Raw genomic sequence first — 23,376 nt, forward strand, 5'->3', positions numbered from 1 at the left:
TTATGTAGTGAATATTTGAAACTTCCAAGCTTGATGTCTGCAAGCCAAGAAGTTTTTCACGTGATTCGTTTTTTGTTGATATGGAGGCTGATTGGTTTAGATGGATCAGCCTCCGCTATTCTATAAACATTAGTCTCTTTCACTGATCGGAACAAACGTTTGAAGATCAGGTCCAATATAGTCAGCTCTTGGACGGATCAGACGGTTGTTGTCATATTGCTCTAAAATGTGAGCAATCCATCCAGAGAATCGGCTGATCACGAAAATTGGTGTAAACAAGTCATGATCAATCCCAAGACTGTGATAGACAGAAGCAGAATAAAAATCAACATTTGGTGGAAGATTTTTCTCTGATGTCACGATTTCCTCTGCGCGTACAGACATTTCATACCATTTTGGCTCGCCTGTGAGATTTGTTAAGCGCTGGCTCATTTCTTTTAAATGTTTTGCACGCGGGTCACCCTGGCGGTAAACGCGGTGGCCAAAGCCCATAATTTTCTCTTTCTTCTCTAGCTTACCATGAATATAGGAATCTACGTTTTCAACTTCGCCAATTTCTGACAGCATCTTCATTACGCCTTCATTCGCGCCGCCATGAAGTGGTCCTTTCAATGCGCCGATAGCCGCTGTTACACCAGAGTAGATATCTGATAGTGTAGCAACACATACGCGTGCTGTAAATGTCGATGCGTTTAATTCGTGATCCGCATGTAGAATAAGCGCTTTATCAATCGCTTCAATTTCTACTGGTGAAGGCTCTTCGCCGTTTAGCATATATAAGAAGTTTGCAGCATAGCTGTATTCTTCTTTTGGCTGTACAGGCTCAAGTCCCTTTCGAATACGTGAGAATGCAGCGACAAGTCCAGAAATTTTCGCTTGTAAGCGAATGGCTTTTCTGTAATTCGCTTCTTTGTCCATAATCTCTGATTCGTCATCAAGTAAACCTAATAAGGATACCGCTGTACGAATCGCAGACATTGGATGAACCCCATCCAGCGAATAAGATTTAAAGTGCTCAATGATCTCTTGCGGAATATGAGCATTTTCATTGAGCTGCTGCTTTAACTCGCTTAGCTCCTGCTCATTCGGCAGCTTTAAGTGCCATAACAGGTAGACAATTTCTTCGAAAGTCGCTTTTTCAGTTAAATCATCGATATTGTACCCTACATAAGTAAGAGTATCATCAATAATTGAGCTTACGGATGAAGTTGTTGCCACGATACCTTCAAGACCTCTTGTTGCTGTCATGTTCAATCTCCCCTTTTTAAAAAGATTCCCCTTCGTTGCAAAATTCTCGCTTTTTGAAAGCGCTATCCAACCAAAATAGGCTGGCAGGTTTAGAAAAGAAAATGCTTACATTTACCTATACGGTTAGAGCGCTTTTAGCCTCATATCTCTTGTTTGATCAATGAGTTCAAAATTAAGCCTATTCCCATTATAAACAATAATCAGACATTTGTTAAATGTTTAACTATAATTTTTTTTGATATTTTTTTTTCCAGCCTTCCGGTTCGGGCATGGAATAAAGGGATTTTGCTTCTTTTAATATATTTAATTATGTTTTTTTGCAAAAGCTCACGTCAGAAAAAATATCAAAAGAAAGTGGCATGAGCCACTCTCTTTTTAACCGCTGAAAAATTTCACTGCTTGCATCGCTAAATAGGCAATTCCAGCACCAATTAGCGGGCCAACAGCCACACCTTTGAATAAGCTGACTGCCAAAATCGTACCGAATACAAGTGCTGCGGTGATATGCGGATCGTTTTCGAGTAGCACAATGCCGTTTTTTGCAATTAATGCTACTAATATACCCGCTCCGAGTGCAATCCAAGCATAAGAGGATTTCATTGCTTCTCCAAGCTGTTTAAATCCAATGTCCCCTGTTGCGATCGGTACAAGCACTGCGATCGTGATGACCGTCACACCCCAATTAATACCTTTTGATTGCAGAACCGGGAATATTTTTTGATCCAGGCCAATCAGCTTAATTGCAATCAGCACAGAGACCGCTAAAATTAACGAATTGTTTTTTGCAATAAGTGCAATAACGAGTAAAAGAACCAAAAACAAATTTGCTTGAGTAAACATACGCCGCTCCTTTCTTTCTTTTTATTGCGACCTTTTCATATTACTAATCTTTTTGAATAAAATGAAGTATCGGACATGCTTGTTTTTTGGAGGGGATTGTGTGAATCACACGTATGTGGGCATTTTTTTGCGAAGTTTGATGATTTTCAGCATCGCCGTTTGTGCGGTTGTTTTTTTATATCAGTCTTTTCCGTTTTTATATCCATTTTGGATTGCATTTGCCGTGTCGTGTTTGATTCATCCAGCCGTATGCAAAATCGAAAACATGACCGGGATGCCAAGAGGTTTTGTTGTTATCATTGTGTTATTACTCTTTTTAGTGGTAGCAGCTGGATTCATGACACTTTTAGTGGCGGAAATCATTTCAGGAAGTGCTTATTTAGCAAAGGTCCTGCCAGGTCATCTTGATCAAATGATTGGGATTGTGGAACGTTTTTTCACAGATCAGATTTTGCCTTTATATCATGATTTGACTGCTCAATTTAATACACTTCAAGCAGGTCAAAAGGAATCGATTTTAGGACAAATCCAAGCACTTGGTGACGAAGCAGCGGCAAAAATCGGGACTTTCCTTTCAAAAACTCTTGAATTCATTCCAGCTTTTTTAGGTCTTTTGCCTGATGCAGCAGCGACGCTTTTATTTTCCGCACTAGCGACTTTTTTTATCACAAAAGATTGGTTTACGTTAAAAAAATATGGTTCTCGTATCTTTCCCGCCAAATGGATGCTTCATACACGTGCCATTTTATCTGAAATCAAAAAAGCCATTTCTGGCTTTATGAAAGCCCAGCTTCTCCTTGTTGCCATGACCATTGGAATCGTGCTGATTGGACTTTTCATCTTAAAGGTCGAACATGCGATTGTGATCGCTCTATGTATTGGTCTAGTTGATTTACTTCCTTACATCGGGAGTGGCACCGTTTTTCTTCCGTGGATCATTTACTCCGCCATGACAGGAAATCTTTCACTCGCCATTGGACTGGGCATTTTGTATATTGTGGTGCTCATTCAAAGACAAATATCAGAGCCAAAAGTCTTAAGTAAATCAATCGGTCTTAATCCTTTAGCAACACTTGTGGCACTGTTTGTCGGGTTAAAATGCTTTGGTTTTCTTGGACTTGCACTCGGTCCCGCTTCTCTTGTCGTTTGGCAGGCTTTTCGTAATGCAGGGGTTTTCAGAGACCTTTATCAGTACATTCGGTATGGTGCGCAAAAGTAAAAGAGACCTGATGAAGGTCTCTTTAGCGTATAATCGTATAGCGTTTGCGATTGGACATGTTTCTAAGCCAGCGCTCAAAGAGCGGTTTGATCCGTTTTCTTGTCATGGGAATGAGCAGCACAGCCCCAATCAGATCAGAAAGGAATCCAGGTATGAGCAGCAGCAAACCACCGATCAGAATGCAGAAGCCATCGACAATGGTGGCCCCTGGCATTTTGCCATACTGTAAATCTCGCTGCACTTTCTGAAATGCTTCTATTCCTTGTTTTCTTGCAAAGTAAGCACCTAGTGCACTTGTCAGCACAATGACTAGCATCGTTGGTAAAATACCAATGATGTTACTTGAGATTAAAAATAAACTAATTTCCACTGCTGGGAACAGAATCAATAATAGTAGAAAATATTTTTTCAAGCCATATCACCTCATGGGGTCTCTTTCATCGAAAGCTGTTTACTTTTTTTAGTGTAACATAAAAAAAGAGAGGAGTCAGACAACTCCCCTCGTGTGTGATTTAAAGGACGCTTGCACGGCCTTTGTAGATCGCTCCGCGTGCTGGATCTACTGTAATCTCTTCGCCTTCTTTTAGAAGTGTTGTGGCACTGTCAAGACCGACAATGACTGGAATGCCAAGGCTAAGCCCAACGACTGCTGCATGGCTTGTTAAACCGCCTTCTTCCGTGATAAGGGCAGACGCTTTTTCTAAAGCACCCATCATGTCACGATCTGTGCAGTTTGCGACAAGAATCGCACCATCGTACATTTTTTCCTCTGCTTCTTTTCCGCTCTGTGCAATAACAACCGGTCCAAATGCAGATTTGCGGCCAATTCCTTGACCCTTCGCAATGATGTCACCGACAACATACACTTTCATTAAGTTGGTTGTACCTGTTTCACCAACTGGCACACCAGCTGTAATCACGATTAAATCACCATGTCTTACATAGCCTGTTTCAATTGACTTTTCTACTGCATTCTCAAGCATTTCATCAGTAGATGTCGTTTTTGAACCGCTCTTTGCAAATACACCGAATACGAGTGAAAGTTTTCTTGCCACTGATTCGTTTGCTGTGACTGCAACGATTGGTGCTTTTGGTCTATATTTTGAAATCATTCTCGCTGTATGACCGCTCTCAGTAGGTGTCACAATTGCTGCCACATCAAGCTTCATTGCTGTATGCGCAACAGATTGACCGATCGCATCTGTAATGCTGACTTCTACTTCTTCGCTTCTGCGAGAAAGGATCGCTTTATAGTTAAGTGCTTCCTCTGAACGTGAGGCAATGTTGTGCATCGTTTGCACAGCTTCAACTGGATATGTTCCTGCTGCTGTTTCACCAGATAGCATGATCGCATCTGTACCGTCAAAAATAGCATTTGCCACGTCACTTGCTTCCGCACGAGTTGGACGCGGGTTACGCTGCATGCTGTCCAGCATTTGAGTTGCTGTGATGACAGGCTTGCCTAAACGGTTGCATTTTTTGATCAGCATTTTTTGAACAAGTGGTACTTCTTCTGCCGGAATCTCTACACCAAGATCTCCACGCGCGACCATCAGTCCATCTGATACCTCAAGGATTTCATCGATGTTATCAACGCCCTCTTGGTTTTCAATCTTCGGAATGATTTGAATGTCAGCTGCGTTGTTCTTTTCAAGTAGCTCACGAATTTCAAGAACATCAGAAGCTCGTCTTACAAAAGAAGCTGCGATGAAATCGACACCTTGTTCAATTCCGAACAGAATATCATTGGCATCCTTTTCTGTAATACCCGGCAAGTTCACACTCACACCCGGTACGTTGACACCTTTTTTATTTTTCAGTGTGCCTGTATTCATTACTTTTGTGACGATTTCTTTTCGGTCCTTATTTAACTCTTTTACTTCTAGACCAATCAGACCATCATCTAATAAAATGGTTGAGCCCACTTCTACATCATGAATTAAATCTTCGTACGTCACACTGATTTTTTCAGTGTTTCCCACAATGTCTTCCATACTCACGATAAGATCAGCACCAGCAACTAACTCAATTGAGCCGTTTTCAACTGTACGTGTACGGATCTCTGGACCTTTTGTATCAAGAAGGATCGCAATGTCCTTGCCTAAAGTTTTACCTGCTTTGCGAATGTTTTCAATACGTGCACCATGCTCTTCAAAATCTCCATGAGAGAAGTTTAGTCTGGCTACATTCATTCCTGCTTCAATCAATTCAGTCAGCTTTTCAATGCTTTCACTTGCTGGACCGATTGTACAAACGATTTTTGTCTTTCTCATTACTGTTCCTCCTAAGGTCTTCTCGTTTTATATAGAGAGCTCTTGTGAAAGTCGGTACATATTTTGATCGACTGTATGCTTTTTATCTAAGATGTCTAAAATATCGTGATGAACGAGTTCGTTGCTTTGTATGCCTACACAGCGTCCGCCTCTTCCTTCAAGAAGAAGTTCTACTGCATACGCTCCTAGGCGACTTGCGAGCACTCGGTCAAACGCACTTGGAGAACCTCCACGCTGAATATGTCCTAAGACAGATACACGCGTTTCAAGGCTTGTCTCTTCTTCAATTCTCTTACCAAATTCGACACCGCTGCCTACGCCTTCTGCGACAATGATGATACTGTGCTTCTTGCCGCGCTCATGTCCTCTTCTCAATCTGGCAATAATTTCGTCCATGTCATAGTCTGCTTCAGGAATCAAAATCGATTCAGCTCCGCCTGCAAGACCTGACCAAAGGGCAATATCCCCTGCATGTCTTCCCATTACTTCCACTACGTATGTACGTTCATGAGATGTGGCTGTATCACGAATTTTATCAATGGCATCAATGACTGTATTTAGTGCTGTATCAAAGCCAATAGTGAAATCAGTACCAGGAATGTCATTGTCAATCGTGCCAGGGACACCTACACATGGAAAACCGAGCTCTGTTAATTTCTTCGCTCCCATGAATGAGCCATCTCCACCGATGACAACAAGTCCTTCAATACCGAATTTTTTTAAGTTCTCAATCCCTTTTTCACGACCTTCAACTGTCTTGAATTCAGGACATCTTGCCGTGTAAAGTTTTGTTCCTCCACGATGAATGATATCGCCTACTGAACCTATTTCGAGTTTCTCAATTTTACCGTTAATTAGACCTGAATATCCATTATAAATACCGTAAACTTCTACATTATGGTAAATTGCTTTCCTTACAACTGCGCGCACAGCTGCATTCATTCCTGGGGAATCCCCACCGCTCGTTAAAACTCCTATACGCTTCATCTTTTTCACCTCAGAGACCATATATGAATTAAACATACCATTTCCACTGCTTGAAAACAATCGTGAGCAAAACCGGATGTTTTCAATACGAATTTCTAAAACCGTACTTATTATACAATTAAATAAAATGTTTTTAAACAAAAGTTAAGAAAGTCATGAAAGCACTTTGTTCAAAAAACAGTTGTTTCAAGTGCTCTAAACCTTGTCAAATCAGCGTTTTCAGACGTTTCAAATTTTATGAAAACAAAAGAAAATTATTTTCAAATAGCGCTTACATCAGATCGTTTTGATGAAAAAAGACGAAAAAAATAAACGCCAGCCAAAAGGCTGTACGTTTATTTAGTTTACCCCAATATATTGATTTTCAATCGATACTTTGCCGATTGCTTTGTATTTTTGATATCTTTGTTCGACTAATTCTTCAGGCGATTGTTTGAGCAAAGATGTAAGTGACTGTTTTAATGTTTTTTCAATGTAGGCTGCTTGTTGTTTCACGTCTCGGTGTGCTCCACCTTGCACTTCTTTAATAACATCATCTATAATATCTAATTCTTTTAGGTCTGGAGCGGTAATTTTCATTGATTCTGCAGCTTTTTTTGCAAGTGATGAGTCCTTCCAGAGCAGTGCTGCTGCACCTTCAGGTGAAATCACTGAATATGTTGAGTTCTCTAGCATAAATAGGTGGTTTCCTACGCCTAAGCCTAGTGCTCCGCCACTTCCGCCTTCTCCAATGACAATACAGACAACCGGTACACGAAGTCCTGCCATTTCGAAAAGGTTTTTCGCAATTGCTTCACTTTGTCCGCGTTCTTCAGCTGCTTTACCAGGATAAGCTCCTTTTGTATCAATAAAGCAAATGATTGGACGATTAAATTTATCTGCTTGTTTCATCAAGCGCAATGCTTTACGGTAACCTTCTGGATGCGGCATCCCGAAATTACGGCGCAAGTTTTCTTTTGTGTCTTTTCCGCGCTGATGACCAATGACTGTGACAGGAAGTCCTTTAAACGTGGCAATTCCTCCAACGATGGCTTCATCGTCACCATAAAAACGATCACCGTGACATTCGAAAAAGTGATCAAACAGCTCTTGAATGTAATCGAGAGTTGTTGGGCGCATCGCATGACGAGCAATTTGCACTCTGTCCCACGGCTTTAAATTTGTATAAATGTCTGTTTCAAGCTTACTCAGACGCGTTTCAAGGCGCTCAATTTCCGCACTTAAATCCATCTCTGAGTTTTGTGTGAACTTTTTCAATTCATCAATTTTCGCTCGAAGTTCAATGACAGGTTTTTCAAATTCTAGTTCTCCAGCCACTCTCGTTCACCTCCTGTGCTGTGTAATGCTAAGATTTGGCCTAATGTTTCTTTCATTTCTGCACGGTGAATCACAGCATCTAGCTGACCATGCTTCATTAAAAATTCAGCCGTTTGGAAGTCCTCTGGTAGGTCTTCACGAATGGTTTGTTCAATGATTCTGCGACCAGCAAAACCAATTAATGCACCAGGCTCTGCAAAGTTGTAATCACCGAGAGACGCAAAACTAGCTGATACACCGCCAGTTGTCGGATTGGTCATCACAGAGATAATCAGACCTTGATCCTCGCTGAACAGCTTTAATGCTGAACTTGTTTTTGCCATCTGCATTAGACTAAGAATCCCCTCTTGCATTCTTGCTCCTCCAGATGCAGTGAAGATGATAAATGGCACCTTGTCCGCTTTTGCTTTCTCAATAGCTAATGTAATCTTTTCACCAACAACTGAGCCCATGCTGCCCATACGGAACGTGGCATCCATGACAGCAATGACAGCACTTTGACCTTTAATTTCACCTTTTCCTGTCACGATGGCTTCATTCAAAGAAGTTTTTTCTCTGTCTTTCTGAAGCTTTTCTTCGTAGCCTGGGAAACCGAGCGGATTCTCAGAAATGAGGTGACCGTTAAATTCTTCAAATGTGCCTTCGTCTACAAGGCTTTCAATACGTTGTTTTGCATTCATTTGCAAATGTCTGCCGCAATTCATGCAAACACGTAAATTTTTATCTAGTTCTTTGGTGAGCATTATTTTTTTACATTGCGGACATTTGGTCATGATGCCTTCAGGCACATCTTGACTTGCCTGTTCAGAGGGTACAGATGCATATTTTTTCTTTTTACTGAAAATATTCTTGATTGACAAATGACTACCTCCCTTTTTGAAGGGTTTTTTCTTTACACGCACATCCACTATTATAGGACATGTCATAACTGTACCGAAACTATTGTACTTTTTTTGTCAAACGCTGTCATCCTTCATTCAATTTTTTCAGTGGGGAATTGATGAGAAATGAGTATAGGTTTGGGGCGCTGAGTAGTTGGTATATGTGAATTGTGAACGTCTACAAAAAAATCTCATTTAGGATGAAAAAAATTTCGTGTAAGAGAGGAAATGGTGCACGTTTTTCCTCCAAATTCAGAAAGAACGTGCACACTTTTCCAATTCGATTACTCGCCGATAATCGTTAATTTTCTTGTTTTTTCTGCAACAGCCTCTGGGTCTACTTTGATTCTTGAAACGCCCGTTTCCATTGCTGCTTTTGCCACTGCTTTGGCTACCGCTGGCGCTACTCGTGCATCAAATGGTGCAGGGATAACGTATTCCGCTGACAATTCTTCATCTGATACAAGGGAAGCAATCGCTTCAACAGCTGCAATTTTCATTTCTTCGTTAATGTGTGTCGCACGTACATCAAGCGCCCCGCGGAAAATACCAGGGAATGCAAGGACGTTGTTCACTTGGTTCGGGAAGTCAGAACGGCCAGTTCCTACAACACTTGCACCTGCTGCATGTGCATCTTCTGGCATGATCTCTGGGTTTGGATTCGCCATTGCGAAGATGACAGGATCTTTTGCCATTTTTCCAACCATTTCTTTAGTTAAAGCACCTGCTACTGAAACGCCGATAAAGACATCTGCGCCTTCAATCACTTCTTCTAAAGAACCTTCTTTACGATCTTGGTTCGTGAATTTAGCTACTTCATTTTTCACTGCATTCATACCATTCGGACGGCCTTCATAAATAGCGCCTTTTGTATCACACATGATGATATCACGTACACCGAAATGATAAAGAAGTTTGATAATCGCAATTCCTGCTGCTCCAGCGCCGTTTGCAACCACTTTAATTGAAGACATTGATTTTCCAGACAGCTTCAGTGCATTCACAAGTCCTGCCACTGTTACAATCGCTGTCCCGTGCTGATCATCGTGGAAAACAGGAATGTTTGTCTCTTTTTTCAAACGCTCTTCAATGATAAAGCAGTTTGGTGCTGCAATATCTTCAAGGTTCACGCCGCCAAATGTCGGCTCAAGAAGCTTCACTGTTTCAACGATTTTGTCTACATCGTTTGTTGCAAGTGCGATTGGGAATGCATCAACACCTGCAAAGCTTTTGAATAAGACAGCTTTTCCTTCCATTACTGGAAGAGATGCTTCTGCCCCAATGTTTCCAAGCCCTAACACAGCACTTCCGTCTGTGACAACAGCAACCATATTGCCTTTCATTGTATAATCATACACTTTGCTTGTGTCGTCATAAATATCTTTACATGGCTCTGCCACACCTGGTGAGTAAGCCAAGCTCAAGTCTTTCGCATTTTTCACTTGTACCTTTGATTTTGATTCGAGTTTGCCTTGATTCTCTTTGTGCATATGTAATGCTTCTTCTCTTAATGACATGTGATGAACACTCCTTCAAGTGGAAAATGATTTAATGAATTGCTAAGTTGATAAGCACATACTTGGCAGTTTAAATACACAGAATCTTTAAAATGATAACACAATAGGTGAAATTGTAAAACATATTCAAACGATTTGTCATCATTTAATCACAACGTTTTGTTCACCTAGCAGCTCTTTTAACTGGAAAATGACCGCATGATCTGCATGAACTTTGTATGCATCTGGAAGTCTCATCGTCTTTTTTTGCTTTTCATAATACAAATAGACATCTGCTTCTCCGCTGTGCATGGAGATCACTCGTTTCACTTGTTCTAGCAGTTCCTGCGTATGGTTCTCTTCTTTGACTCGAATGTAGACAGATTCTTTTCTTTTAGAGCCCATCTCTTCCAGTAGAACAGCTTCTTGCACGATGATTTGACTGCTCTCATTTCTGACATCTATTCTGCCTTCAACATAAAGCATTGCGCCCTCCTCAAGTAAGGGGGACAGCTTTCTAAATTGCTCTGGAAAGACGACACCTTCCATTTCTCCCGTTTCATCCCCGAATGTGACAAATGCCATCGATTGTCCATTTTTTGTCCGAATCGATTTCACCTTTGTCAAAAGACCACCCATTGAGATCTTTCGCTTTATATAGGAAGAAAGTCTGATGATTTCCACCGCACCATTCTCTCTTAAGCGATCTCGATACGCTTGTACAGGGTGATTTGATAAATATAACCCGAGTGCTTCTTTTTCAAATTGCAGGAGATCAACAAGCGGCAGTTCGTCTATCTCCGCATATTTTGGCTTAATGGAGAACGTTGTATCCCCAAGAAAGTCCAGTTGATCCTCAGGTGTTAAAAATGACACATGGTCTAACGCAATATCTATCGATGCTAATAACGAAGCACGATTTGGATGAAGCTCATCCATTGCCCCTGAGAAAATGAGGGCTTCAATCGTTTTTCGGTTGACACTCTTTGTTGATACCCTTGCGCAAAAATCAAATAAATCTTCAAATGGCTTTTCCTGTCTTGCTCTGTATATATCCTTTACAGCTGACACTCCGACATTTTTGATCGCTCTTAAGCTGTAGCGGATCTCCCCTTTTTCAACCGTGAATGGAAATTCGCTCTTATTAATAGAAGGCTTCAACACCGATATCCCTTTTTCCTTTGCCTCATAGAAATATTGAGCCACTTTGTCTTCATTTCCAATCACACTCGTTAAAAGACCGCACATAAAATATAACGGATAATGCGCTTTTAAATAAGCAAGCTGAAAGCCGATCATGCTATATGCAACAGCATGGCTTCTATTAAAACCATAGTTTGCAAATTTGACGATTAGGTCATAAACGTCATTTGCAATGTTAACAGGATACTCCTTTTTTAGGCATCCTTCAACAAAATGGCTTCGCTCTTCATCAAGCACCTTTTTATCCTTCTTTGAAACGGCTCTTCTTAGTAGATCGGCCTCGCCCAGCTTAAAGCCTGCCATCTTTGCTGCAATCAGCATGATTTGCTCCTGATAGACGATGACCCCATATGTATCCTTTAAGATGTCATACAAATCTGGATGCGGGTAGGAGACTTTCACTCTGCCATGCTTTCGGTCGATAAAGAGCGGGATATTCTCCATCGGTCCCGGGCGGTATAAGGCATTGACAGCCACGATATCTTCTAGACTAGAAGGTTTCAGTCGTCTCAGCACCTGACGCATACCTTGTGACTCCAGCTGGAAAATCCCCGTTGTATCTCCCGCTGATAACAAATCAAACGTTTTTTGATCTTCATATGAAATGTCACTAAAGTTAATGTGGACGTTTTCCTGTCTTTCAATCTGGTTTTTAATGGATTCAATTAATGTTAAGTTTCTCAAACCTAAAAAATCCATTTTTAAAAGACCGAGATCTTCTAAATAATTCATCGCATATTGCGTCAAATACACTCCATCATGCCCTTCTTGAATAGGTACGACTTGTGTGAGCGGCTCCTCACTTAGGACAACGCCGGCTGCATGTGTTGACGTATGTCTTGGTAATCCTTCTACCTTTAAAGCGGTTTGAAACACTCTTTGCAGCTCTTCAGATTGCTGGAGCAGTGTTTTTAATTCTGAGGAGACTGTCACCGCTTCTTTCAGTGTCGTCCCTGGCTTTGATGGGATGAGCTTTGCAAGGCGGTCTGCTGCTTTTGAATCAATTCCCATCACACGTCCGACATCTCTTAAAGCTGCCTTTGCGGCAAGTGTTCCAAACGTGACAATTTGCGCCACATGCATATCCCCATATTTATCTTTTACATATGAAATGATTTCATCTCTTCTCGTGTCAGGAAAATCGATATCTATATCTGGCATGCTGATGCGTTCAGGATTTAAAAAACGCTCAAATAAAAGCCCGTGACGGATCGGATCGACATCTGTAATAAACAGAACATACGCAACTAAAGAGCCTGCTGCTGATCCCCTGCCAGGACCTGTGACAATGCCATGATCATGAGCATACTTCATAAAATCCCACACAACGAGGAAATAATCACTGAAATTCATTTTTTGAATGATGCTCAGCTCATACTCAAGCCTTTTGATATATGTGTCATTTGAAGCAATCTGTCTTCGTTTCATGCCTTCTTGGCACACTCTTCGTAAAAACTGATCAGCTGTTGATTGATCAGGCGTCGGATAAGTTGGCAGTTTCGTCTGACCAAGATTTAAATCGACCTCACAGCGGTTTGCAATCTCAACCGTTCTTGCCAGCAATTCTGGATCATCACCAAACCACTTCATCATTTCTTCGGTCGATCTGAAATGCTTGTCTCCTTGGTCTTCCTCTATTTCTGATAACTGCTGGCCTGCTTTAATGGCCTTTAAACATGTATATGCGGTTTTGTCCTCTTGATGGATATAGTGGACGTCACCTGTTGCCACAAGCGGGATGTTCGCCCTTTTTGAGAGTTCCCGCAGCTTATGAGACAGCTCTTCGTCCTGCTGAAACGGCTGAACGGCTAAATACACATGTTCCTCACCAAAAAGATCTTTTAAATGGCTCGCTGCATCCCTTGCTTCATCTAGCTGATCATGTTGCAGCAGCGTTTCAATATAGCCGGATACGCCTGGTGTGATGGCAATAAGGCCATGATGATAGGCTTTCAGCCATTTCTCTTTCAGGCCGGTTTTTGACTTTGATTTCAAGACACTGCTAATTTTGATCAAGTTTTGATAGCCTTCATTGTTTTTGGCAAGGAGGATCAAAGGATAAGCCTCTGTCTCTTGTTCATCTATGAAGACAGAAGCTGTTAAACCGATAATCGGCTTGATGCCATGTGTTTTACATTCCTTATAAAATTCAACCGTTCCATACATCACATGGTCATCCGTAAGAGCGAGCGCTTGATAGCCAAGTTCTTTCGCCTTTAATACGAGCTCCTTGACCTTCGCTGCACTGCTCAACAAGCTGTATCCACTGTGGACCTGAAGATGAACATAGGACATGCTTAATCCACTCCTTTCGTCTAAATTCATTCTTTCATTATAAAACGCGATGCGGTGAGAAACAAATGTTCTTTCTTTTCCGCTCGTTCATACTTGTCCAGCACACGCCATATATTGAATAGAGTGAGGTGGGAAAAATGGATGTGAAGGAAGCCTTTATTCCAAACTTTATTAGCTGTTATTTTATCGCACTGGGGGTTATTTTGGGCGGTGCCATTATCGGCGGGGTAGGTGCATATTTATCTGGTCAGCCACCGCTATCAATTATTTCAAGTCTTGCCAACCGCTTAAAAATTTGGGCACTTGTTGCGGCAATCGGTGGAACTTTTGATGCGGTCTATAGTTTTGAAAGAGGGATTTTCGAAGGGAACACACGTGATATTTTCAAGCAGATCTTGTTAATTATCTCTGCTATGGGCGGTGCGCAAACGGGGTATCTCCTGATTACGTGGCTCACTCAGGAGCATGTGTCATCATGAGGGTGCCTGAGCTGTATAAACGTCCAGGCTGGCAGCGTTTTTTTGCTGGGATGATGTTCGGCGCAATTATCAGCTGGCTGATTTTTCTCTTTACGTATGGCACCTTTCAAGAGAAGCAAGTGACACTGCTCAGAAGCCAGCAGCACCATATGGACAGTCTGAAAGAACAAATCACACTCTATCGGGAAGATTTGCATAAATTAAATGAAGACAATAAGCAGCGTCTGCTTATTCAGAGCGTAGATGTTCACCTCGTCAACCGTGAGCAGTACAAAATCCCGGAGCCAGATACCTTGAAATTTGAAGATCAGGTGAAAGAGGATATCTCAGAGGTGATCACAAAGGATATTGAAAGTGTCTATAAAACAAAAGAGCTCTTAAAACGGACCGTGGAAAATAAAGAATATACGATTAGAGAAAAGGCATACCGCGCCAAAGTCACTGAGCTGACCATTTATACAAAGCTATCGCTTGAAGTGCGTATTTCCTTTGCTGAATAATAGATGATGTGGAATTTTTATGAATTTCTGCACTCAATGATCGCTTTTCACTTGTTATTTTTATACACTAAAAGAAGAACGAGATCATCACAAGAAAGAGGTGAGAACAATGGAGGTTTACAGCTATCGTCAAATGGCACGAGACAAAGCAAGCCGGATTAAAGACGGCATGTGTGCTTATGCCGAGACAGAAATGATGGCCCATTTAATTAAAAAAGAATTAAAGCATCAAAATCTCCAAGCCTATGAAGATTCAACTGACATCGGCTGCTGGTTTATCCCTGTATCCAAGTAACCCTTTTCTCAAGCACAAAAAAAGAGAGGGGGGACTTGAAGCCCCTCTCTCACGATGATGATTTACATACTTCTTCTAAATCACGCAAAATCTCATCTGCAACTGCCCAATCATATATGGACGCACCGGCTGCAAGCGGGTGACCTCCGCCATGATATTTTTTAGCAATGGTGTTAATGACGACGCCTTTTGAGCGGAATCTCACACGAATCTGATCGTTCTCTTCCACAAAAAAGACCCATGCCTTAATCCCTGCAATATTTCCAAGTGTTCCAACAAGCTGTGAGGCTTGCTGCGCTGTTGTTTGGAACGACTCCAAAATGTCACGTTTAATAAAAACAGAAGCTACGCCATTCTCTGATAAGGAGATATGTTGAAAAATATAGCCATTTAATTTCACGACATTCAAATCTGTCTCATACAATTGATTGAAAAGGTCTGATGATGAAAACGGATATTCGATGAGTTCACCTGCATATTTGAGTGTCTTTTTCGTTGTGTTTGGGAAAAGGAAACGGCCTGTGTCTCCTACAATGCCGGCATAAATGAGTTCTGCCGCCTTTGTATTCAGCTGATATCCTTCTTCTTTCCCCTCTAAATACAGCTCATAAATCATTTCACTAACAGAGCTTGCTTCTGTATCAACCCAAAGCAAATCACCATACGGATCTTCATTCGGATGATGATCAATTTTCATCAGCTTATCGCCCATTGAATAACGCTGATCATCAATTCTTGCTTGATTCGCAGTGTCACAGACAATGACAAGGGCACCTTTGTACACTTCATCTGGCACCTCATCTAATTCATATAAAAATGAAAGGGATGGCTCAGGGGTTCCTGTCGCATAAATATTTTTTTCTGGATAGGTGGCACGCAAGATTTCCGTAAGGCCGCACTGCGATCCATATGCGTCTGGATCAGGTCTTACATGTCTATGAATGATGATGGTGTCATATAATGATATGGTTCTAATCAGTTCTTTTTTCATAAATACTCCTTCTTATGCGATACTCTTTTTATTATTAAATCATAATCTACCCAGACAGAAAAGTGAGGAATAGACAATTTATTCTAGTAAGCAAGCCTATTTACGTTTAAAATAGGGTTGTAACCACTTACAATGGAGGCTTGGCACATGCTTGTTTTGATTGTGTTTATTATTTGTTCTGCCATGTTTTATTTATATTACAAAGCAAAGAATGTCCGTACGAACCGGCCGGTCGAAAAGAAATTCTGGTCTGCCAAATCAAGTATGGCACTTGGCTGCTTTGTCCTGCTCTTCGGTGTGAATCAATTATTTTTAAACCGCTCGTCACTCGCATTTGTCATTGGGTTTGTTTTTGTTGCAGTTGGTATCGGCAGTACATGGGCCGGATATAAAGCCTATAAGCACTATCTTCCGCTCTTTTTAAAGGAAGGCGAAAAAGACCACGCATAATAGAGAAAGGGCTAAAATGAACTTTATTTTAGCCCTTTCTCTTCTTTTCAGCGTGATAGAAAACCTTTGCAGCCCTAGGAAGGAGGAGTACTGGCGCGGAGCGAATGTCACATTCGTGAGCACCAGCACGCAGGACTGATAAAGAATACGAGGGTTTGTTTACACGCTGAAAGGGCGCATTCATGCCGCCCTTTTTTGCCTATTATCCTCTCTCCATCAGCTGCACCATCAACATCGCTTTGCCTACAATATTTGACTGATGGTAAACTTCCACTTCCAGCTTTCCAAACTTGCGCCCAACTTCTAAAATATTCGGTTTGATCTGTATCGTGGATTCCATTTGAACCGGTTTTAAGAAATAGACAGAAAGACTCTCTACAATTAGCTCGCCTTTTTTATGAGACTTTAAGAAGCGGTTGGCTGATTCGATTAAAATTTGTGTAAACACACCATACGAAATATTGCCGAGCTGATTTGTCATTTGTGGTGAGACTTCATATTGGTACACCGCATCTGTTTTTGGTTTTTCTGTCTCAGTCTCCTTAAATCCTCGTGACACGACATCATCCAGCTTTTCACCGACCTGCGGCTGCTTTTGAATCATTTGCAGCGCCTTCAGCACGTCCTGACGGCTAATCATCCCAATCAGCTTCGCATGATCATTTACAACTGGCAGCACCTCAATACCTTCCCACACCATCATTTGTGCAGCTGAAGCGACAGATGTTTTGCCAATAACGGTCAGCGGATTTTTTGTCATCACCTTTTCAATCGGTGTAGAACGGTCATGGCCTGCAATATCTTTTGAGGTCAAAATGCCGTGTATTTTCATTTGATCGTCTGCTACCGGGAACCGGCCGTGCCCGGTTTCATAATTCTTTTCATACCATTTCTCAAGTTTGTCTTCTGGCGATAAATAGACGGTCCGTTCTATCGGCGTTAAAATATCCTCCACAAGCACAATTTCTTTTTTAATCAACTGGTCATAAATGGCCCGGTTAATGAGAGCCGCTACGGTAAATGTATCGTAGCTTGTTGATAAAATGGGTAGCTCAAGCTCATCTGCGAGCTGAATAATTTCATCATCTGTTGAGAATCCCCCCGTGACCAGCACAGCCGCTCCCGCCTCTAATGCTTGCCGGTGAGCATTGATTCGGTTTCCTACGATCAACAGGTTGCCTGCTGCTGTGTAACGCATCATTGCATCCAGTTCCATTGCACCGATGACAAATTTATTTAACGTTTTATGTAAGCCAGCTCGTCCACCAAGCACCTGGCCATCAATGACATTGACCACTTCCGCATATGTCAGCTTTTCAATATTTTCTTTTTTCTTCTGTTCAATTCGAATGGTACCGACTCGTTCAATGGTGCTCACGAACCCTTTATTTTCAGCATCCTTAATAGCCCGGTAAGCCGTGCCTTCACTGACTTTCATTTCTTTCGCTATACGCCGGACAGAAATTTTCTCTCCGACATCTAATGAATCAATATACGATAAAATTTGCTCATGCTTTGTCGCCAATCCCGTTCACCCTTTTTGTTTTCAGCGTTTTCATCTATATTTCATTATAAAGGCAGGAGGCTTTTAATAGCAATTTGTCTTTTACACGAGCACGATACAGGCAAATAAAAAAAGCCGGTTGGATGCCGGCTTTTCTTCCTATTATTAAATATCGATGGATTCTCCGCTGTTTAATACGTGACCCACGCCGCCATGCAAGCTGTCTGCAAAGGCATGAGGATCTTGCTCAATCGGCGGGAATGTACTGTAATGAATCGGTACGACTTGTTTCGCACGAAGCCACTCTGCTGCGATTCTCGCATCGTCTGGTCCCATCGTGAAGTTATCACCTATTGGCAGGAAGGCGAGCTCAATATGATTCAGCTCCCCAATGAGTTTCATATCCGAGAAGAGAGCCGTGTCTCCAGCATGATAAATTGTTTTGCCTTCAGCAGTAAATAAAATACCGGATGGCATACCTGTATACGTAATCGTTTTGGATTCTTCATCAATGACCGCTGAGCCATGGAACGCTTGCGTCAGTTTGACTTTACCAAATTCAAATTCACGTCCGCCGCCTATAGAAAGCGGGTGCGTTTTCACCCCTTGCCAGCCTAAATAAGTGGCAAGTTCGAATGGCGCAATCACGAGTGCGTCATTGTTTTTAGCGATTTCAATCGTGTCTCCGACGTGATCTCCATGCCCGTGCGTGAGCAAAATCACATCTGCTTTCACATCTTGCGGTTTGATATCCGTGTGCTTATTTCCATTTAAAAATGGATCAATCCAAATATGGTATCCGTTTGTTTCAATGTGTACGACTGAATGTCCATGATATGTAGCTTTCATGTAAATATATCCACCTTTCGAATTTGATCTCATTTTGTCTATTCCCTCTATAAAAAGCTGAAAAACTTAGTGCCTGTGAATCACATTAAGACCACCTGTTGCTTCAATGACGGTTCCTGTAATGAGGTCTGAACGGTCATCACATAGAAATGAAATGATACGACCGATATCCTCACCTGTCCCAGACCGACCAATCGGTGTTTCATCGTCTTTTATCTGACGTGCTTCCTCTATCGTTGATTCTTTCATGTCTCCAACGATTTTGCCTGGACACACCATATTAGCGGTGATGCCGTTTTCGGCTTCTTCAATCGCAATGGTTTTCGTTAATGACGCAAGGCCCACTTTTGCCGCTCCAAAGGCTGATCTGTGCATCCAGCCTGGCGCATGGTCTGCTCCTTGGAAGCCATATGTGATAATCCGGCCAAAGCCTTGTTTTCTCATCATAGGGATCACCATTCGGAACAAATGGAACACTGCGGATAGGTTGCCTTCCATCATTTGATACCATTCGTCTTCAGAGTAATCCGCAAGTTTTTTTCGTTCAAAAATATAAGGTCCAGCATTATTGATCAAGGCATCAATCCGCCCAAATCGCTCTGCTGCCAGCTCGACTATGTTTTTTAAATCTTCTTTGTTTGTCACATCGCCTTGGACAAATTGAATCTTTTCTTCGTATTCTTGCAGTTCTTCTTTCATCTGCCGGACAGCTTCATCATCACTTCGATAATTGACTGTCACAGAATACCCCATATTCAGTAAAGACTCGGTGACTTTCCTGCCAAGTCCTTTAGAACCCGCTGTTATTAATGCGTGTCGCACACAATCTCCTCCTAAAGCAAAGGTTGCAAGTTCATGTGTTTCTTTTGTTATCTTTACTTTACTATAAACCGGCTCCCTTCGCACTTTTGAACCCTTTAACAGTGAGGGGAAAAACGTATAGGGTGATTCATCCACTTTTTCATATCCCATGAACCATGGATATCGAGAAGCAGTGAAACAAACCGATAGCATTCTCTTACCTCATGAAGCTGACGAGGAAGCGGGCAAATCTCTTCATACCCTAATTGAACCGCTTGTGCAGCTTCTTTCGTCAAAAGGTATTCGAGTGCAATCAAATCAAACGCAGCTGGTCCAAATACGACATATTCCGTATCAACTAGACTCGTCACTTGATCATCTTCTTCAATATATTGTGATGGGTCTAAATCAATTAAAATGAGACTGGCTGCATCAGGAGGACTTAGCTTTTCAAGCTTTTGCTGCACCTTTTCTGCATAATCCTGATATTCAGGCTGATCAGCGTAATAGCGGCTGATAAGTTTGGAAACTGCCTTTTTTAACAGCGCATGGAATTCTCTCAAATGTCTCTTTTCTCCCCCGTATACTGCACCGAAAAAGTTAGTTTGATATGAATGAAGATGCGCTAGTTTCCTCCCGTAATCCCTATAGAATTGTGCTGAACGGCCCTCAAAAGATGTTAAAGGGATTCCTTCTACTTTTTCCATGACATAAAAGTGTTTCCCCGCCTTCTTCACTTTACGAACAACTTTCGGAATATGAAAGGAATTCGTATGAGCCAGCTTTTCATTGATTTCATCAAGATGCTCCTGTACATTACGGGCATCTACTCCATAAATCAAGTTGATCCCATACACAAATTCACTTTCTTCTCTTGCAGTTTTTGGAGATTTCACTACATATTCCGTTTGGTCTTGTAAGGAAATCAGCCACACATCATTAGCCCGGCCATCGTATGGTTCTCCTAACGTTTTCACTGATACGATAGGCTGATCAAACAAAGCCTGAAGCGTTTTCTTCATGAACTGTTGTCACTCCTTATTCAGCTTGACACTGGTATGCTTTCATTTTCTCCAGTGAAGATCAATCTCCTTTTTCCCATGAAAAAAAACCATCCGTATAAACGAATGGTTTTGGCGAATTATGCTAGGCAGGCTTTTGCTTTTTCTAAAGCGAGCTGAATTTGTTTGAATCCAGTTCCACCTGCACTTGTTCTTTTTTCAACCGCAACATACGGATCAAGAACAGTGTAAATGTCTTGTTCAAAGAGGCCGCTTGCTTCTGTAAATGTTTCAAATGGAAGGTCACTTAAATAGATGCCTTTTTGAATGCATGTATACACAAGCTTCCCAACGATTTCGTGTGCTTCACGGAATGGCATGCCTTTTTTCGCAAGGTAGTCTGCCACTTCGGTCGCATTTGAGAAATCTTCTTTTGTTGCTTTTTTCATAACGTCTTCGTTCACTGTCATTGTTTGAATCATGCCTGTGAAGATTTGCAGGCTGCCAGCGATCGTTTTCACCGTATCAAACATGCCTTCTTTATCTTCTTGCAAGTCTTTGTTATACGTAAGCGGCAAGCCTTTCATAATCGTGAGCAGCCCCATCAGGTTGCCATATACCCGCCCTGTTTTTCCGCGGATCAATTCAGCCATATCTGGGTTTTTCTTTTGCGGCATCATGCTGCTGCCTGTTGCGTACGTGTCATCAAGCTCAATAAATTTGAATTCTTGAGAGCACCATAAAATGATTTCTTCACAAAGACGTGAGAGGTGCATCATCACAAGGCTGCTATTAGACAAGAACTCTAAAATGAAATCACGATCACTCACGCCATCAAGGCTGTTCTCGTAAATATGGTCAAAGCCAAGAAGCTCTGCTGTATATTCACGATCAATTGGGAATGTCGTTCCTGCTAACGCCCCGCATCCAAGTGGTGACACATTAATCCGCTTCAATGAATCTTGAAAACGTGCTTTGTCCCGCTCAAGCATCCAAAAGTAGGCAAGCATATGATGGGCAAAGGAAATAGGCTGTGCACGCTGTAAGTGCGTATATCCTGGAAAAATCGTTTCAACGTGCTGTTCAGCTTTTTCTACAAGCACTGTTTGAAAAGAAGAGATCAGCTCAATGATATGCTCTACTTGGTTATTCAAATATAAATGCATATCGGTTGCGACCTGATCATTCCGGCTTCTCGCTGTGTGCAATTTGCCGCCAAGCGGACCAATCTCATCAATGAGCATTTTTTCAAGGTTTAAATGAATGTCCTCATAATCCACTGAGAAATCGAGTTCATCCGCCTCTGCCTTTTTCATGAGCGTATTCAGTCCGTCTTTGATTGCAGCGGCCTCCTCATCACCGATGATACCGCATTTATTCAGCATACTTGCATGGGCAAGGGAGCCGGTCAGATCTTCTTTGACTAATTGTTTGTCGAAATGAATGGATGCACCAAACTCATCGACCCATTTTTCTGGTGTTTTTTGAAATCGGCCTCCCCAAAGCTTTTTCATGCTTTAACCTGCTCCTTTTTGTTCACGATGCTGTTTACTTTTGTTGGTAAACCCCAAAGGTTAATAAATCCTACAGCTGCATCATGATCGAATTCATCTGCTTTTGTGTAAGTTGCTAGATTTTCATCATAAAGTGAATATGGTGATTTACGTCCTTCTACAATGGCATGGCCTTTAAATAGTTTCACACGTACAACACCTGTTACGTTCTTTTGCGTTTCTTGTAAGAATGCATCTAGTGCTGATTTAAGTGGTGAGAACCATAAGCCGTTGTATATTAATTCAGCCATTTTTTGTTCAACGATTGGCTTAAAGTGTGCTACTTCTTTGACAAGCGTTAAGTCTTCAAGTTCTTTGTGTGCTTTTAATAGGGTAACTGCACCTGGGCACTCATATACTTCACGAGATTTGATTCCAACAAGACGGTTTTCAACATGATCGATTCTGCCTACACCATGCTGGCCAGCAACTTCATTTAAATGAAGGATGAGATCAGATAATGAATACTGGATTCCGTCAATCGCTGTTGGTTTTCCTTTTTCAAACGTGATTTCAATGATTTCAGGAGTGTCAGGTGTTTTTTCAAGTGGATTTGTCAGATCATAAGCACCTTCTGGCGGCGCTGCCCAAGGATCTTCTAAAATACCACATTCGTTACTTCTGCCCCAAAGGTTTTGGTCGATTGAATACGGGCTGTCTAGGTTAATCGGAATTGGAATACCGTGCTTTTGTGCATAGTCGATTTCTTCATCACGAGACCATTTCCATTCACGCACTGGTGCAAGAACTTCTAGGTCTGGATTCAATGCTTTGATTGATACTTCAAAACGAACTTGGTCGTTTCCTTTCCCTGTACATCCGTGTGCAACGGCTACGGCATTTTCTTTCTCTGCGACTTCCACTAATTTTTTGGCAATGAGCGGACGAGATAGTGCAGATACTAACGGGTATTTCCCTTCATACATCGTGTGTGCTTGCAGTGCTGCAAGTGCAAATTCTTCAGCAAACTCTTCTTTTGCGTCGATCATGTAAGATTGAACAGCTCCGACTTGAAGTGCTTTTTGTTGAACGAATGCTAAATCTTTTCCTTCACCTACGTCCAGGCAGCAAGCAACAACTTCGTAACCTTGCTCCTGTAACCATTTAACTGCAACAGAGGTATCAAGACCTCCGGAATATGCTAATACGACTTTTTTATTTTGTGACATGTTTGAAAAGCTCCTCTCGCTTGTT

General features: G+C 41.7%; 21 protein-coding genes. 5 read left to right on the forward strand and 16 right to left on the reverse strand.

What is annotated here, in order from left to right; all coding sequences use genetic code 11:
* Nucleotides 1–129 precede the first annotated feature (129 nt).
* Complete coding sequence (gene citZ, locus NST01_RS13180) at nucleotides 130–1,248, reverse strand: citrate synthase (protein ID WP_008346063.1); 1,119 nt, start codon at nucleotides 1,246–1,248, stop codon at nucleotides 130–132.
* Between the two features lie 375 nt (nucleotides 1,249–1,623).
* The gene (locus NST01_RS13185) at nucleotides 1,624–2,088 is read right to left on the reverse strand and encodes a DUF441 domain-containing protein (protein ID WP_007501699.1); all 465 of its coding nucleotides are present in this window, start codon (nucleotides 2,086–2,088) and stop codon (nucleotides 1,624–1,626) included.
* Nucleotides 2,089–2,188: 100 nt separating this feature from the next.
* Here NST01_RS13185 and ytvI point away from each other — a divergent pair, with 100 nt between their 5' ends.
* Nucleotides 2,189–3,307 carry a sporulation integral membrane protein YtvI gene (gene ytvI / locus NST01_RS13190; protein WP_017358270.1) on the forward strand — a complete coding sequence of 373 codons (1,119 nt, stop codon included), beginning with the start codon at nucleotides 2,189–2,191 and terminating at the stop codon, nucleotides 3,305–3,307.
* A gap of 22 nt (nucleotides 3,308–3,329) precedes the next feature.
* Here the strand turns inward: ytvI and NST01_RS13195 are convergent, their stop codons facing one another.
* The 7 genes from NST01_RS13195 to dnaE all read right to left on the reverse strand — a co-directional run bounded on the left by NST01_RS13195 (nucleotide 3,330) and on the right by dnaE (nucleotide 13,759).
* Nucleotides 3,330–3,719, reverse strand: coding sequence for an FxsA family protein (locus NST01_RS13195; RefSeq protein WP_007501703.1), 390 nt, complete (start codon nucleotides 3,717–3,719; stop codon nucleotides 3,330–3,332).
* Between the two features lie 100 nt (nucleotides 3,720–3,819).
* Complete coding sequence (gene pyk, locus NST01_RS13200; protein WP_008346071.1) at nucleotides 3,820–5,580, reverse strand: pyruvate kinase; 1,761 nt, start codon at nucleotides 5,578–5,580, stop codon at nucleotides 3,820–3,822.
* Between the two features lie 27 nt (nucleotides 5,581–5,607).
* Nucleotides 5,608–6,567: a 6-phosphofructokinase gene (gene pfkA / locus NST01_RS13205; protein WP_017358271.1), complete on the reverse strand. Its 960-nt coding sequence runs from the start codon at nucleotides 6,565–6,567 to the stop codon at nucleotides 5,608–5,610.
* A gap of 339 nt (nucleotides 6,568–6,906) precedes the next feature.
* Nucleotides 6,907–7,884, reverse strand: a complete 978-nt coding sequence (accA, locus tag NST01_RS13210) for an acetyl-CoA carboxylase carboxyl transferase subunit alpha (RefSeq protein WP_017358272.1) — start codon at nucleotides 7,882–7,884, stop codon at nucleotides 6,907–6,909.
* Entirely contained in the window at nucleotides 7,869–8,744 is an 876-nt protein-coding gene (gene accD, locus NST01_RS13215) for an acetyl-CoA carboxylase, carboxyltransferase subunit beta (RefSeq protein ID WP_008346077.1), read from the reverse strand. The genes accA and accD overlap by 16 nt, the downstream gene beginning before the upstream one ends.
* A gap of 305 nt (nucleotides 8,745–9,049) precedes the next feature.
* Entirely contained in the window at nucleotides 9,050–10,282 is a 1,233-nt protein-coding gene (locus NST01_RS13220; RefSeq protein WP_007501712.1) for an NAD(P)-dependent malic enzyme, read from the reverse strand.
* 141 nt (nucleotides 10,283–10,423) lie between these two features.
* Nucleotides 10,424–13,759: a DNA polymerase III subunit alpha gene (gene dnaE / locus NST01_RS13225; RefSeq protein ID WP_341041984.1), complete on the reverse strand. Its 3,336-nt coding sequence runs from the start codon at nucleotides 13,757–13,759 to the stop codon at nucleotides 10,424–10,426.
* 137 nt (nucleotides 13,760–13,896) lie between these two features.
* Here dnaE and NST01_RS13230 point away from each other — a divergent pair, with 137 nt between their 5' ends.
* From NST01_RS13230 to NST01_RS13240, 3 genes are all read left to right on the forward strand, one after another.
* A complete protein-coding gene (locus tag NST01_RS13230; protein WP_007501717.1) occupies nucleotides 13,897–14,238 on the forward strand; it encodes a YtrH family sporulation protein in 342 nt (113 codons plus the stop codon).
* Nucleotides 14,235–14,738, forward strand: coding sequence for a sporulation membrane protein YtrI (gene ytrI, locus NST01_RS13235; protein WP_007501718.1), 504 nt, complete (start codon nucleotides 14,235–14,237; stop codon nucleotides 14,736–14,738). Before NST01_RS13230 ends, ytrI begins: the two co-directional genes overlap by 4 nt.
* Nucleotides 14,739–14,847: 109 nt before the next feature.
* Nucleotides 14,848–15,033, forward strand: coding sequence for a hypothetical protein (locus tag NST01_RS13240; protein ID WP_008346082.1), 186 nt, complete (start codon nucleotides 14,848–14,850; stop codon nucleotides 15,031–15,033).
* A 49-nt stretch (nucleotides 15,034–15,082) separates the two neighbouring features.
* Here the strand turns inward: NST01_RS13240 and NST01_RS13245 are convergent, their stop codons facing one another.
* Nucleotides 15,083–16,024 (reverse strand): DHH family phosphoesterase, encoded by a 942-nt coding sequence (locus NST01_RS13245; RefSeq protein ID WP_007501719.1) that lies wholly within the window; start codon nucleotides 16,022–16,024, stop codon nucleotides 15,083–15,085.
* Between the two features lie 147 nt (nucleotides 16,025–16,171).
* On the opposite strand from NST01_RS13245, the gene NST01_RS13250 reads away from it, so the two are divergent.
* Complete coding sequence (locus NST01_RS13250; RefSeq protein ID WP_008343164.1) at nucleotides 16,172–16,474, forward strand: YtpI family protein; 303 nt, start codon at nucleotides 16,172–16,174, stop codon at nucleotides 16,472–16,474.
* A gap of 202 nt (nucleotides 16,475–16,676) precedes the next feature.
* Here the strand turns inward: NST01_RS13250 and NST01_RS13255 are convergent, their stop codons facing one another.
* The 6 genes from NST01_RS13255 to NST01_RS13280 all read right to left on the reverse strand — a co-directional run bounded on the left by NST01_RS13255 (nucleotide 16,677) and on the right by NST01_RS13280 (nucleotide 23,351).
* Nucleotides 16,677–17,999: a CBS domain-containing protein gene (locus tag NST01_RS13255; protein ID WP_017358275.1), complete on the reverse strand. Its 1,323-nt coding sequence runs from the start codon at nucleotides 17,997–17,999 to the stop codon at nucleotides 16,677–16,679.
* Nucleotides 18,000–18,143: 144 nt separating this feature from the next.
* The gene (locus NST01_RS13260) at nucleotides 18,144–18,827 is read right to left on the reverse strand and encodes a metal-dependent hydrolase (protein ID WP_035391153.1); all 684 of its coding nucleotides are present in this window, start codon (nucleotides 18,825–18,827) and stop codon (nucleotides 18,144–18,146) included.
* Nucleotides 18,828–18,893: 66 nt separating this feature from the next.
* Nucleotides 18,894–19,649: an SDR family oxidoreductase gene (locus tag NST01_RS13265; RefSeq protein WP_341041985.1), complete on the reverse strand. Its 756-nt coding sequence runs from the start codon at nucleotides 19,647–19,649 to the stop codon at nucleotides 18,894–18,896.
* Nucleotides 19,650–19,744: 95 nt separating this feature from the next.
* Nucleotides 19,745–20,650, reverse strand: a complete 906-nt coding sequence (locus NST01_RS13270) for a phosphotransferase (RefSeq protein ID WP_236810008.1) — start codon at nucleotides 20,648–20,650, stop codon at nucleotides 19,745–19,747.
* A gap of 119 nt (nucleotides 20,651–20,769) precedes the next feature.
* A complete protein-coding gene (argH, locus tag NST01_RS13275; protein ID WP_008343150.1) occupies nucleotides 20,770–22,143 on the reverse strand; it encodes an argininosuccinate lyase in 1,374 nt (457 codons plus the stop codon).
* Entirely contained in the window at nucleotides 22,140–23,351 is a 1,212-nt protein-coding gene (locus NST01_RS13280) for an argininosuccinate synthase (RefSeq protein ID WP_008343148.1), read from the reverse strand. Before NST01_RS13280 ends, argH begins: the two co-directional genes overlap by 4 nt.
* Nucleotides 23,352–23,376: the final 25 nt, after the last annotated feature.

Origin of the sequence: Bacillus sp. FSL R7-0166, assembly GCF_038008935.1 — a bacterium.
Lineage (GTDB): Bacteria > Bacillota > Bacilli > Bacillales > Bacillaceae > Bacillus > Bacillus altitudinis.

What these genes read in the sequence shown, in the direction of transcription:
- citZ (WP_008346063.1), bottom strand. Translation starts at nt 1,248, where the DNA reads ATGACAGCAACAAGAGGTCTTGAAGGTATCGTGGCAACAACTTCATCC.
- NST01_RS13185 (WP_007501699.1), bottom strand. Translation starts at nt 2,088, where the DNA reads ATGTTTACTCAAGCAAATTTGTTTTTGGTTCTTTTACTCGTTATTGCA.
- pyk (WP_008346071.1), bottom strand. Translation starts at nt 5,580, where the DNA reads ATGAGAAAGACAAAAATCGTTTGTACAATCGGTCCAGCAAGTGAAAGC.
- pfkA (WP_017358271.1), bottom strand. Translation starts at nt 6,567, where the DNA reads ATGAAGCGTATAGGAGTTTTAACGAGCGGTGGGGATTCCCCAGGAATG.
- NST01_RS13220 (WP_007501712.1), bottom strand. Translation starts at nt 10,282, where the DNA reads ATGTCATTAAGAGAAGAAGCATTACATATGCACAAAGAGAATCAAGGC.
- dnaE (WP_341041984.1), bottom strand. Translation starts at nt 13,759, where the DNA reads ATGTCCTATGTTCATCTTCAGGTCCACAGTGGATACAGCTTGTTGAGC.
- NST01_RS13230 (WP_007501717.1), top strand. Translation starts at nt 13,897, where the DNA reads ATGGATGTGAAGGAAGCCTTTATTCCAAACTTTATTAGCTGTTATTTT.
- ytrI (WP_007501718.1), top strand. Translation starts at nt 14,235, where the DNA reads ATGAGGGTGCCTGAGCTGTATAAACGTCCAGGCTGGCAGCGTTTTTTT.
- NST01_RS13240 (WP_008346082.1), top strand. Translation starts at nt 14,848, where the DNA reads ATGGAGGTTTACAGCTATCGTCAAATGGCACGAGACAAAGCAAGCCGG.
- NST01_RS13245 (WP_007501719.1), bottom strand. Translation starts at nt 16,024, where the DNA reads ATGAAAAAAGAACTGATTAGAACCATATCATTATATGACACCATCATC.
- NST01_RS13250 (WP_008343164.1), top strand. Translation starts at nt 16,172, where the DNA reads ATGCTTGTTTTGATTGTGTTTATTATTTGTTCTGCCATGTTTTATTTA.
- NST01_RS13260 (WP_035391153.1), bottom strand. Translation starts at nt 18,827, where the DNA reads ATGAAAGCTACATATCATGGACATTCAGTCGTACACATTGAAACAAAC.
- NST01_RS13270 (WP_236810008.1), bottom strand. Translation starts at nt 20,650, where the DNA reads ATGAAGAAAACGCTTCAGGCTTTGTTTGATCAGCCTATCGTATCAGTG.
- argH (WP_008343150.1), bottom strand. Translation starts at nt 22,143, where the DNA reads ATGAAAAAGCTTTGGGGAGGCCGATTTCAAAAAACACCAGAAAAATGG.
- NST01_RS13280 (WP_008343148.1), bottom strand. Translation starts at nt 23,351, where the DNA reads ATGTCACAAAATAAAAAAGTCGTATTAGCATATTCCGGAGGTCTTGAT.